We start from the raw sequence: 12,880 nt of genomic DNA on the forward strand, positions 1-12,880 counted from the left end.
AGTGCCCGATACGCAAGCTTATCGGGCCTGGAACTGTAACGGCGCCGCAATAACGATGCGTGTATTGTCAGCGATCGGTTTTAAATCACCTCTTCGATAACCCAAACGCTGACGCTGCCGCCGTTGCAAAAAAAAGTCGCTTCGCCATTTTCATCGGTAACTATGCTCTCTTGTCGATTACCGAGGAAATCGCGCCAGGTTTTATTGCCATAGTTCTCCCCCAGATTAATCGTCTTTTCGCCATCGTCGCCGTTCGACATAACCACAACGCAGCCAGGATATTCATCGGTGCCACTGCGACTAAAGGCAATACAGTTCGGATGATCGAAAAATAGCGTCTGTACACCGTGGGCAAAACGCTGGCGGGCGAGGATTAGCTCATCAAGTTGTTCGATTATTGGCATATCGATTGGATAGGTTTGACCGTCACCGCCGACATCTTCGTAATGAGCTCCGTACAGATCAGGGTAAAACACCGAAGGCACGCCATTTTCCCGTAGCAAAATAAGGGCATAAGCCAGCGGCTTAAACCACGGCTCCACCGGAGCTTCAAGGGCTTGTAACGGCTGGGTGTCGTGGTTGGCGACCAGGGTCACAGCGTGGAAAGGATCGACTTCAACCAATGTGCCGCTAAAAATCTCAGTCATATCATAATCACGCCCCATACGAGACGCTTCGTGGAATTTCATCTGTAGCGGTGCATCGAACAGCATGGTTTTACCTTCCACCTGATCAATATACGTTTGCAGTTTCTCGACCTCGCGCGACCAGTATTCCGCCACAATAAAGAGTGGTTTCGGCGCAACTTCTTGCACATGCTCGATCCACTCTTTATAGAACCACGCCGGAATATGTTTTACCGCGTCGAGACGAAAACCAATCGCACTGAGTTTGTTCCATTACCCAGCGCGCCCAGTATTTGAGCTCTTCGGTGACGGCATGGTTACGAAAATCGATATTTTCGCCCATCAGATAATCGAAATTGCCTAATTCATCATCGACCTGATCATTCCACCCTTCGCCAGTGTAGTCGTTGACGATTTTAAAGATGCCATCTTCATGCGGGTTTTCGATATGGTCGATACCGCTAAAACATTTGAAGTCCCATATAAATTGTGAATATTTTCCGGCTCGTGCAGGGAAGGTGTAACGGGTCCAGCCTTCGCATTCGATGATTTCATCATCAATTTGCGTGCGACACTCTTCGTTAACTCGCTGAACGCGAATCGCTTCTTTTTCGTCGGCACCCATTTTGTGGTTCACCACCACATCCAGCAGTATGGCGATGTCGTTGCGTTTAAGCGCGTCGATGGCCGCAAGCAATTGCGCTTTATCACCATATTTCGTCGCGACAGTGCCTTTTTGATCAAACTCGCCTAAATCAAATAAATCATAGGAATCGTAGCCGACAGAATATCCGCCCGATGCACCTTTATAGGCAGGCGGCAGCCAGACCATATTGATACCAATATCATTTAAACCGTCGGCGCGCTCGGCAAGCTCGGGCCAGAGCTTGCCGCCTTCAGGGTAATACCAGTGAAAGCATTGCAACAGCGTGGGATTACGCATTCTTCGACTCCACATGAGGGGAACATTAGAAGCGTAGCCGTAATCAGGTTATTCGCGAGTAATCCAACTTTTATGCTTTGCCAAAATTCAGATGGGGAGAAAAATTGACGATATTCTCCTGCGGCGCCAGTACGTAGCCGCCCTGGTCGCCGTAAGCACTTAATACGGATTTTTGCATCGATGACTGACCAACCAGCTTCGCCAGCTCATCCATCCGGACCTGCAATAACTGCTTGACGTTGCTTTCGTTGTCCAGGACGAGGCGTAGCATCGGTTTGAGTTGTTCCTGCATCATGGCAGAGGGTTCCATCTCTTCCGTCAGGTGCGCGATTTGTTGCACCGCATTCACATAATCCATTTCGCTGGCGATGAGTTCATCCCATCGTCCTTCTGTCGCCAGGCGTAACATGAGCTGGCTTTTTTCGACAAGTTGTTGCCAGGCAAAATACAAGTGCGGTGCATGGTTCATCAGACAGGGTCCTGAATCAAAGAAGGGGAGAGTAAAGTCTCTTTCCAGGCATCGGCAATATTGCGCATCAACGTTTCCACTTCTTCTACTGCGGAGACATCGTTACGCAAATTCGCTTGCAGCAAACGCCTGACCATATAGCTATAGAGCGCAATTAAATTCTGGGTTAATTCATCCTGGCTTTCTTCTTCGAGGCTCACCTTCAGCCCATTCTCAATGATGTTGATAGCTTTCGATAAAGACACGCCTTTACCTTCCAGGTTGTTGTCCTGCATAAACAGGCGTGCTCTTACCAGCGCACTCAACACGCCGTCAAATAGCATGGTAACCAGTTGCTGTGGACTGGCGCTCATCACGGCGCTCTCAACGCCAATTTGTGCATAGGCCTGCGTGCCTTTTGCGCTGTACATAGTCTCTCCTGAAGATTATTTCGAGCTGCTATTTGAGGTGTCGAATTGCTGTGTCAGATAGCTACTGGTGGAGTTAAGCGAGTTCATTAGCACATCCAGTTGGGTGAACTGGGCTTTGTAGCGCGCCATTAATGTATCGATACGTTCACTGGCAGCGTTGTACTGATCCGTCAAATTGTTCAGTGTTTTGCTTACGCCATCTTTTGCAGCCTGGATTATCCCGGTGGAGGAGAGCCAACTGGTCAGGTTGCTGCTAATGCTGGTGGTTACGCCAGTGCTTTTACCGTCACCAATAAACATTTCACCTACGCCAGCGGCATCTTTCTTCAGGGCTGTTTGCAGCTTGTCGGTCGCTATTTCCAGCTTACCGGTACTGGCGTCGGTGGTAATACCGATCTGTGCCAATGTTTTATAGGCCGAACTGCTATGCGTATTGGCAAGCAGCGTTTTTAACTGGGTCTGGATGGTGCGAAGTGTGGAGTCACCGAGTAACGCGCCGTTGCTGGAGTCCTGACTTTCTGCCCCGGCATCGACAGCGGTGTATTTTGTTAAGCTGCTGAACGTATCCTGTAACGTGTTATAGGCATCCACCCACGCTTTAACCGCATTTTCAGCTTTAGAGGTGTCTTTGCTGATGGTGAGGGTCTGATTACCGGTGGTGACGTCATTCAGGTTGAGAGTGATATCTTCCAGCGCGTCACTGATAGTGTTGCTGCTGTTTTCAATCTCAACGTTATTAACCGTAAGTTTGGCGTTCTGCGCGGTGACGCTTTCAATCATGCCATTACTGCTATCACCCGACGTTCCGTTGTAACCCATAAAACTTTGCAGGGCGCTGTCGCCGCTGACGCTCAGTTTCATGGCGTTATCGCTACCGGTATCATTGGCGGTGATAGACAAACGATACTCGCCGTTACCCACATTGATGATACTGGCGCTGACGCCGGCTTTGGCGTTGTTAATTGCATCGCGGATGCCAGAGAGTGACGAGTTAGCCGCGCTGATATCAATCGTGACGGGATCTTTTCCACCGCCTTGCTGGATGGTCAGGACGCTATCGCCGGTGGCGATGGCGGCTTTGTTGTCTTTTTGGCTGTTTTGGGTCGTGAGCGTCTGTGCCTGTGCCAGTTGGCTGACACTAATGGTGTATTTTCCGGCAATCGCGCTGCCCGTGGTGGTGGCGCTAAAAGCCGAGGAACTGCTGGTGGTTGAGGTAGCGGTAAATAAGTCGGCTTTATTCAGTGCCGTGTTGGCGGTCTGAAAACTCTCCAGCGCGCTTTTCAGCGTCCCGTAGGCGCTCAGTTTCGCGGTGTACGAGCTTTGCTGTTTTGATATCGGCGTCAGGGTAGATTTTTCTGCCGCCTCAAGACTGTCGAGGATGCTGCTGAGATCCAGCCCCGACCCAACCCCGAGCGTTGAAATACTAGCCATATATATTCCTTAATCATGCGACATGTAGAACGAATACCGGGGTTATCGGCGGATGCGGGGCAAAGTTTACGATTTATTTTTTGGCTTAATGACACGAACAGCAACGAGGAAGGGGAGTATTTCGACGGCTAGAAAAAAATTCTAAAGGTTGTGAGTGACCAGACGATAACAGGGTTGACGGCGACGAAGCCGAAGGGTGGAAGCCCAATACTTAAACCGTAGAGCTAAAAAACAGGAATAAAAATTATGGCACAAGTCATTAACACCAACAGCCTCTCGCTGATCACTCAGAACAACATCAACAAAAACCAGTCTGCGCTGTCGACTTCTATCGAACGCCTGTCTTCTGGCCTGCGTATCAACAGTGCGAAAGACGACGCCGCTGGTCAGGCGATTGCTAACCGTTTCACCTCTAACATTAAAGGGCTGACTCAGGCCGCGCGTAACGCCAATGACGGTATTTCTCTGGCGCAGACCGCAGAAGGCGCACTGTCTGAAATCAACAACAACTTGCAGCGTGTGCGTGAGTTGACCGTTCAGGCGACGACCGGGACTAACTCTGATTCTGACCTGTCTTCTATTCAGGACGAAATCAAATCCCGTCTGGATGAAATTGACCGTGTATCCGGTCAGACTCAGTTCAACGGCGTGAATGTGCTGGCTAAAAACGGTTCTATGGCGATTCAGGTTGGCGCGAATGATGGGCAGACCATCTCTATCGATTTGCAGAAAATTGATTCTTCAACGCTGGGATTGAATGGTTTCTCCGTTTCGGGTCAGTCGCTGAATGTTAGCAGTTCCATTACTCAAATTACGGGTGATAAAGGAACGGAACCCTTTGGTGTTGATTTCACTGCTGTTGCGAAAGATCTGACTACTGCGACAGGTAAAACAGTCGATGTTTCTAGCCTGACGTTACACAATACACTGGATGCGAAAGGGGCTGCCACTGCACAGTTCGTCGTTCAATCCGGCAGTGATTTCTACTCCGCATCGATTGATCATACAAACGGTAAAGTCACGTTGAATAAAGCCGATGTCGAATATAAAGACACCGATAATGGACTAACGACTGCTGCTACTCAGAAAGATCAACTGATTAAAGTTGCCGCTGACTCTAAAGGCGCGGCTGCGGGATATGTAACATTCCAGGGTAAAAACTACGCTACAACGGTTACAACAGCGCTTGATGACGACACTGCAGCAACAGCCACAGGGAACAAAGTTGTTGTTGAATTATCTACTGCAACTCCGACTGCACAGTTCTCAGGGGCTTCTTCTGCTGATCCACTGGCACTTTTAGACAAAGCTATCTCGCAAGTTGATACTTTCCGCTCCTCCCTCGGTGCCGTTCAAAACCGTCTGGATTCTGCGGTCACTAACCTGAACAACACCACCACCAACTTGTCTGAAGCGCAGTCCCGTATTCAGGACGCCGACTATGCGACCGAAGTGTCCAACATGTCGAAAGCGCAGATCATCCAGCAGGCGGGTAACTCCGTGCTGTCTAAAGCTAACCAGGTGCCGCAGCAAGTTCTGTCTCTGCTGCAAGGTTAATCGCCAAAACCTGACTAACCGATAATGACAACAAACGCCAAATTGCCTGATGCGCGGCGCTTATCAGGCCTACAAGGTGAATCGCAATTAATTAAATTTGCATATTCGTCTAGGCTGGATAAGGCATTTACACAGCATCCAGCAAGATAAAGCGTACCTTGTCAGATCTCTTAACCCCGCTTCCGGCGGGGTTATTCTGCTCGTTATTTACCGATCACCCTAAATAACCGCTTATTTCACCCATTAATCGTCCGATTAAAAAACCTGCAGAAACGGATAATTATGCCGATTACTTATATAACGCAGGGTTGTTTATCGTGAAATCACTCTATACCGCTGAAGGTGTAATGGATAAATACTCGCTGTGGCAGCGTTATATCCCGCTGGTGCGACACGAAGCATTGCGCCTGCAGGTCCGACTGCCCGCGAGTGTAGAACTTGATGATCTCCTACAGGCGGGCGGCATTGGATTACTTAATGCCGTTGAACGTTATGACGCCCTGCAAGGAACGGCATTTACAACTTACGCAGTGCAGCGAATCCGTGGTGCTATGCTGGATGAACTTCGCAGCCGTGACTGGGTGCCACGAAGCGTGCGACGCAATGCGCGTGAAGTGGCGCAGGCAATGGGGCAACTGGAACAGGAACTTGGCCGTAACGCCACAGAAACTGAAGTGGCAGAACGTTTAGGGATCGAAATCGCCGATTATCGACAAATGTTGCTTGATACTAATAACAGCCAACTCTTTTCCTACGATGAGTGGCGTGAAGAGCACGGCGATAGTATTGAACTGGTAAGTGACGATCATCAGCGCGAAAACCCGTTACAAAAATTACTGGAAAGTAATTTGCGTCAACGGGTAATGGAAGCCATCGAAATGTTGCCGGAGCGTGAACAGTTAGTATTAACGCTCTATTACCAGGAAGAGCTTAATCTCAAAGAGATTGGCGCGGTGCTGGAAGTTGGTGAATCGCGGGTCAGTCAGTTACACAGTCAGGCCATTAAACGGTTACGCACCAAACTGGGTAAGTTATAACTTAAGTAAATGCCGCACATTAATTTTGAATACCAGGAGTTCTTAATAATGATGCAGCACCAGAAAAGGCGGCCATTGAGTCGCTATCTTAAAGACTTTAAACACAGTCAAACCCATTGCGCATTTTGCCGTAAACTACTTGATCGCATTACGCTGGTTCGCGACGGCAAAATAGTGAATAAAATCGAGATTTCCCGTCTCGATACACTGCTTGATGAAAATGGCTGGCAGGAAGAACAAAAATCATGGTCCGCGTTGTGTCGTTTTTGCGGCGATTTACACTGCAAAACGCAGAGTGATTTTTTTGATATTATCGGCTTCAAGCAATTTCTCTTTGACCATACTGAAATGAGCCCCGGTACTGTGCGCGAGTATGTGGTGCGTCTGCGTCGTTTGGGTAATTATTTAAGCGAGCAAGATATTTCCACCGACCTGCTGCAGGATGGTTTTCTTGATGAAAACCTGGCGCCATGGCTACCCACCACAAGCACCAATAATTACCGCATCGCATTACGTAAGTATCAGTGTTACCAGACGCAAACCCGCGGTGATCTTGCGCAGAATTCCCCCTGCATGTCAGCTTCTGATATATATTAAATAAGAATAAGATGTAGCAGACTTGTTTTTGTGTTTACAAACAATAGCTCTACACTGCAAACCAACAAAACAACATTCGGGGTGAATATGAAACTAGCACATCTGGGACATCAGGCGTTGATGGGCGTTGTGGCCGTGGCGCTGGTTGCGGGTATGAGCGTGAAAAGTTTTGCCAACGAAGGCCTGCTCAATAAAGTAAAAGAGCGTGGCACGTTGCTGGTGGGACTGGAAGGGACTTACCCGCCGTTTAGCTTTCAGGGCGATGACGGCAAGTTGACTGGTTTTGAAGTGGAATTTGCCCAACAACTGGCAAAACATCTGGGCGTTGATGCCGCATTAAAACCGACCAAATGGGACGGGATGCTGGCGTCACTGGATTCTAAACGCATCGATGTGGTGATTAACCAGGTCACCATTTCTGATGAACGCAAGAAAAAATACGACTTTTCTACCCCATACACCATTTCCGGTATTCAGGCGCTGGTGAAAAAAGGTAATGAAGGCACAATAAAAACCGCAGACGACCTGAAAGGTAAAAAAGTTGGTGTTGGTTTAGGCACCAATTATGAAGAGTGGCTGCGTCAGAATGTTCAGGGTGTTGATGTGCGCACCTATGATGACGACCCGACCAAGTACCAGGATCTGCGCGTAGGCCGTATTGATGCTATCCTGGTTGACCGTCTGGCGGCGCTGGATTTGGTGAAGAAAACCAATGATACGCTGGCAGTAACTGGCGAAGCCTTCTCCCGCCAGGAGTCAGGTGTCGCACTGCGTAAAGGTAACGAAGACTTGCTGAAAGCAGTCAACGATGCCATTGCAGAAATGCAAAAAGATGGAACCTTGCAAGCCCTTTCCGAAAAATGGTTTGGTGCTGATGTGACCAAGTAATCAACGTATTGACGGGCCCTGCTATAAGTTGACAGTTTTTTGTCTGTAAAACGCCTGATGAACTTCATCGGGCGTTTTGTATTTTAGTGCCAGGTGTGGCCGCTCATGGTTATAAATAGCCACGGATTTTTTACTTTTTTCCGGATCTGCAGGACGCGAGTTTTTCAGGAGCCCGTTTATTCGTTCAGCCAGCGCATTCTGGTCGCAGTCATAACCAACGGTCATTGAGCAGGTTATCCCGTTTCTCTCATGCACTGACTGATAAAGAGCTGGCTACTCCACTACCCGGTTCAGAATGTATACTTCATACCCAGCATGGCAGAGGCGTCGCTGTATCCCTCGTCACCGAGTTGTACACCCACATTGCCCCACAGGTTCAGATGGTCATTTATCTGCCCCTCAACACCGGTTTTTACTTCTCCGATATTGCTGGCGCCGTCCTGATGTACCGTCACACCGTTCATGCGAGTGCCAAAATCACGGGTGTTGTGCAGCCAGTTCACCTCAACGAACGGACGGAACTCATGGGATTTGCCGTCATTCATTCTGCTGTGTTCCTTAATCCAGGTCTTCACGCCCAGACGGGTACCGACGTTACCGTCACCGGTGCTTTCAACACGGGTACCATTGCGTTCGCGGTGCTCATCAGCTTTTACGCCCATCCAGATAACCTGAGCCTGAGGCTGGACATACCATTCGTTCAGACTGCCATGGCTGCCGGTAAACTCACCGGCTTTCCAGGCATAACCGGTTTCCAGTGAGGCTGTCAGACCTTTTGATTTCCAGGATTCCCCCGGCAGGCCGTCACCTTTCACATCGTTATCGAACCAACTGTACTGTGCCCAGCTATCCAGATAAGCCCCGCTATGTGTCTCATCATTAGCATACCAGGTGGCATACAGACCTGCGTTGTATCCTTTCACACTGCCTTTTGACCTGTATCCGGTACGTACAGAATCTGTATTGTTATGGTCATTACCGTAACCAGCCATAACTCCCAGATGCCAGCGGTCAGAGCTGTTCCGGCTCCACTGAGCCAGGTCACCGCCCAACTGCAGGACGTAACGGTTACCCTGTGTTTTCAGTTGACCTGTACCGTCACGCCAGCGGTTGTGTTCCCCTTCATGGTGCATCCACATGCTGGTTTTTTCCTGCTCACCAGTAATCACATCGGTGTAATGCATCGGCCCCAGGCGTTCATGAAGACGGGATACGAACATGGTGTTTGCGGCAGCCATGTTCGCCGTATAGGAGCCAGCTTCCGGGCGCAGGTCGTTGTCATGACCACCCGGAGCAGGTTCAGGGGCAGGGGGTTGCATTGCTTTCAGAGCGCGCAGCAGGAACGGAGTGTTTTTACCACTGGTCAGATACCAGTTATCACGGTTGCTTCCCCGACCACGTCCCAGCGTGTAGTCATAAGCCCCGGAGGCAATACGCCCGGCCTGAATAAATTCAGCACTGTCAGCATTTCCGTCGACATGAATCAACTCAATACCGTTCAGTGTCTGTGCTCCGGTACCACCTGCATTTATAACAACCACACGGGTCTGACTGGAAGCATCGCCTCTGATTACCAGTTTGTCTGTTGCGGAGTTGTCATTCCCCAGAGCGGTGTTCATGAGCAGTAAGCCATTATTACCGGTATAGTTACCCCCGATCGTCAGTACATTACCCGGAGCATCGGCTCTCAGGTCAAGAGTACCGCTGTTGGTTACGTTCCCGGCGACACCACCAGAGCCGGAGAGTGTCCCCTGCTGAGCGATGGTGACCTGGCTGTTAGCAAGCATGACAGGTGCATCAGCCTTGCCCAGAATCAGTGTGCCGGCAGTGTTAACCGAGCCTGCTCCCAGTCCGTCAGTATTAAGCACCTTCACTATTGCCTTATCTGCGATAGCAATGGTGGCATTCAGGGCGCGGCTGGCACCAGTAATATCGAACACGCCACCGCTGATGTTCAGGGAGCCAGAGCCGATGAGGGTACCTGCAGACAGGCCTCCACCTGTGAGGGTCAGATTACCGCCATTAATGTTCAGTATGGAACCTGCTGCGCTGTTCAGTTTACCTGCGGTCTGGCTGTGACCGTTCATGTCCAGCATGGTGTCGTCTGCCAGACGAATCTCGCTGGTCTGCCCCAGAGCACTGTTGCTGTTCATGCGAACATTGCCGCCGCGGATGTCTGTTACACCCGTGTAAGTGTTTTTGGAAGACAGAATCAGTGTTCCTTCGCCGGCTTTGGTCAGCGTTTTTCCATCCCAGCCATGAGATAACTGAGCCGCATTGTTATCTGCAAGTCGTACCTTCAGCTCTAACACCGCGCCATATCTCAGGTCAAACGTGCCATATCCATTTCCTGAAGGGTCATTCCACTTCAGAGAAGAACTCACCTCTTTTACTGTCTGCCCGTTACCACTAAGTGATGTTAAAACATAGTCTTCAGCACCATCACTCAGTAGATTATTATGCTGATAAATATTATTTTCAGAGAGCCCTGTTATGCCGTCGGAGGTCGTCAACAAGCCGTACTCATTTTGCTTCCATATTGTCATGGCAGTATCAACATTAAGCACTGCACCGTTATTGAACTGAATACTTTTGGCAGTTAAATGACTGGAACCTGTACCTATATTTAGCGATGAATCTGTGTCAAATACCGAACTTCCGCTAAAGGTGACATCAGCTCCCGAAACGGAAACATGTGTACCTGTACCCGCACTCAGATTGCCTTTTATCTCAGAGCTGGCGGAGTCTTTATTTGTAATGGACAGAGAATTACCATCAGCATTATTTTCAACATTATTCAAAACAATATCACCTTGAATGACAGAACCAGCGAAGAGATTCAACGAGTTAGTTCCACCATTCAGAGATATTGCGGTATCACAATCTTGCCCTCTGTTACCAGATACTCCTCCGGAGAAGATAACGTTACTTTCACCTTCCTGTCCGCCACTCCCAGGCAATATCCTGCCATGATTATTTATCGTGATATTACTCCCGGAGATAGCAGTACCACCATTACCTCCGTTGCCACCATTACCTCCGGCACCAGTTTTATTATTTTCATGGGAACGCCCTCCATAGCCACCATTACCACCAGTGCCGCCATTTCCACCAATAATATTTCCATAATTATTTATTTCCATATTATTTCCAGATATGGCAATCCCCCCGGTGCCACCAATACCTCCCGTACCACCAGAACCAAGGGGCGCTGAGTCAGTGTGATCATATTCATCTGTACCACCGCTACCACCTTCACCACCAGTGCCTCCCTGTCCGCCAGTTATATCTCCCGTATTATTTATCTTAATATTATTACCATATATAGCAGACCCTCCAATACCACCACTACCACCGGTACTCCCATTAATATTCGGAACGGTAGAAAATTCGACACTACCTTCACCACCGCGAGCACCATCCCCCCCCTGGCCACCTGTAATGTGATTATTATTTGTTATCTCCATATTATTTCCGGATATTGCCGTGCCTCCATTCCCTCCTGTGCCGGCAGAAGGCCCCCATACCGCCCACCAGGCACCACTACTACCTTGCCCGGCAGTGATGTTTCCGTTATTGCTTATTTGAAGATTATTGCCAGATATGGCAGTCCCACCAACAGCAGGAGTCCCCGTTAAACCACCGCTCTCATCGCCATAACCACTGGCTCCAGGCATTCCGCCATTGCCACCCGTAATGCTACCGTTGTTCGTAATGGTAAGATCATCTCCGGAAATAGCGGTACCCGCTTCACCTCCATCGCCTCCGCCATTACCATAACCTCCCCAACCCCCCTTACCACCGGAAATATCACCAGAATTAACAAGAGTAAAATTATTTCCAGTAATAGCTGTGCCGCCCTGGCCTCCTGCAGCGCCCTTCATAGTATGATCATCATCATGACCAGCCCATCCGCCTTCACCGCCACTAATGTAAGTTCCGCTGTTAATTGTCAGGATATTTTCATCCTGTAACGAACCGGGTACAACATTAACAATGAGAGCATCTTCACCGGCTTCTCCATCATCACTACCCAACCTATCCTGCGGGCCATCAGCACCAATGATATGTTCAGATATTTCAGCAGGGTTTCCTTCAGAAAGAGTAACCTCCTTTTTGGCTCCCAAAGCAGGCTGAATGGCCAGAGTGGCAGATATAAGGCTGAATAGTAATGTTGTCTTCATTCCCTCTTGTGTTACGCCGAATGTTTTTCTGTTTTTTATATAGACATAAAACTTTTCTTTTTTATTAATTTTGATTTTCACAAAAGCTCCAATTTCTTGTTTAAGAATGGTGGGTTAAATGTTTTGGCTGTGTAAATGCCATTGAGAAATAATATGTATTATCTAATCATCATACAAATGATCGATGCGAGCATTATTGCAAATAAACAGAAAAAATCCATCTCAAGCAATCAGGTTGATTTTTTTTGACGAGTAATTTGAAATTGTAATGTTTTCTGGATGTTAGTTTGTTTATTGATTGGTGTAATTTTAGATAGTGAGTGTTTCTCTGCTTTTTTATAAGAAAAGTGCCTGAAAATATCGGCAGGGAATATAATATTTTTATCCTAAAAACAGACCTGGATATAAATAATAATTAATGCAGAGATAATGATTACCATATTAATGAACGGGTATGGATAACCAGGATTGATCAACCTAAGATGCCAGGAGAAGTTATCCCCGTAACCAGGGGACATCAGATTTTCTGCTTTATGGACATAAGCAGCCTTTACACCGTTACGTTCCTGATGACCCATCGGACATTCAACAGTATCACGGGACCACAAATCTGATTCTATTAACACACTATCTGCTATCGCCCGGTATCCATGGGTACTACAGTTGCCATATGCTCAACGAAAGACCGAGAAAACTCCAGAGTACGAATCACTCACAGATCGGTTCAACCAGTGTGTT

Annotated in this window: 8 protein-coding genes and 3 pseudogenes; 4 read left to right on the top strand and 7 right to left on the bottom strand. The window is 48.4% G+C overall.

Annotated features, from left to right (window positions below; translation table 11 throughout):
* Positions 1–80: 80 nt before the first annotated feature.
* The 4 genes and pseudogenes from amyA to fliD form a co-directional block, all read right to left on the bottom strand.
* Positions 81–1,569 (bottom strand): annotated as a pseudogene (gene amyA, locus CRI63_RS19725) (alpha-amylase).
* A gap of 70 nt (positions 1,570–1,639) precedes the next feature.
* Positions 1,640–2,038, bottom strand: a complete 399-nt coding sequence (gene fliT / locus CRI63_RS19730; RefSeq protein WP_130257635.1) for a flagella biosynthesis regulatory protein FliT — start codon at positions 2,036–2,038, stop codon at positions 1,640–1,642.
* The gene (fliS, locus tag CRI63_RS19735; protein ID WP_130208571.1) at positions 2,038–2,448 is read right to left on the bottom strand and encodes a flagellar export chaperone FliS; all 411 of its coding nucleotides are present in this window, start codon (positions 2,446–2,448) and stop codon (positions 2,038–2,040) included. Before fliS ends, fliT begins: the two co-directional genes overlap by 1 nt.
* A gap of 15 nt (positions 2,449–2,463) precedes the next feature.
* Positions 2,464–3,879, bottom strand: a complete 1,416-nt coding sequence (gene fliD / locus CRI63_RS19740; protein ID WP_135520527.1) for a flagellar filament capping protein FliD — start codon at positions 3,877–3,879, stop codon at positions 2,464–2,466.
* Between the two features lie 246 nt (positions 3,880–4,125).
* Between fliD and CRI63_RS19745 the strand changes: the two genes are divergently transcribed.
* The 4 genes from CRI63_RS19745 to tcyJ all read left to right on the top strand — a co-directional run bounded on the left by CRI63_RS19745 (position 4,126) and on the right by tcyJ (position 7,958).
* Positions 4,126–5,436 (top strand): FliC/FljB family flagellin, encoded by a 1,311-nt coding sequence (locus CRI63_RS19745; RefSeq protein WP_135487637.1) that lies wholly within the window; start codon positions 4,126–4,128, stop codon positions 5,434–5,436.
* 317 nt (positions 5,437–5,753) lie between these two features.
* A complete protein-coding gene (gene fliA / locus CRI63_RS19750; RefSeq protein ID WP_064529323.1) occupies positions 5,754–6,473 on the top strand; it encodes an RNA polymerase sigma factor FliA in 720 nt (239 codons plus the stop codon).
* 45 nt (positions 6,474–6,518) lie between these two features.
* A complete protein-coding gene (gene fliZ / locus CRI63_RS19755; RefSeq protein WP_130208735.1) occupies positions 6,519–7,070 on the top strand; it encodes a flagella biosynthesis regulatory protein FliZ in 552 nt (183 codons plus the stop codon).
* 87 nt (positions 7,071–7,157) lie between these two features.
* Positions 7,158–7,958, top strand: a complete 801-nt coding sequence (gene tcyJ, locus CRI63_RS19760; protein WP_135520529.1) for a cystine ABC transporter substrate-binding protein — start codon at positions 7,158–7,160, stop codon at positions 7,956–7,958.
* A 21-nt stretch (positions 7,959–7,979) separates the two neighbouring features.
* On the opposite strand, the pseudogene CRI63_RS19765 reads toward tcyJ, so the two are convergent.
* From CRI63_RS19765 to CRI63_RS24540, 3 genes and pseudogenes are all read right to left on the bottom strand, one after another.
* A pseudogene (locus CRI63_RS19765) lies at positions 7,980–8,225 on the bottom strand (integrase core domain-containing protein); the annotation flags it as partial.
* Positions 8,226–8,248: 23 nt separating this feature from the next.
* Positions 8,249–12,223, bottom strand: coding sequence for an autotransporter outer membrane beta-barrel domain-containing protein (locus CRI63_RS24760; protein WP_135520531.1), 3,975 nt, complete (start codon positions 12,221–12,223; stop codon positions 8,249–8,251).
* A gap of 440 nt (positions 12,224–12,663) precedes the next feature.
* A pseudogene (locus CRI63_RS24540) lies at positions 12,664–12,795 on the bottom strand (integrase); the annotation flags it as partial.
* Positions 12,796–12,880: the final 85 nt, after the last annotated feature.

Source organism: Escherichia sp. E2661 (assembly GCF_004745185.1).
GTDB lineage: Bacteria > Pseudomonadota > Gammaproteobacteria > Enterobacterales > Enterobacteriaceae > Escherichia.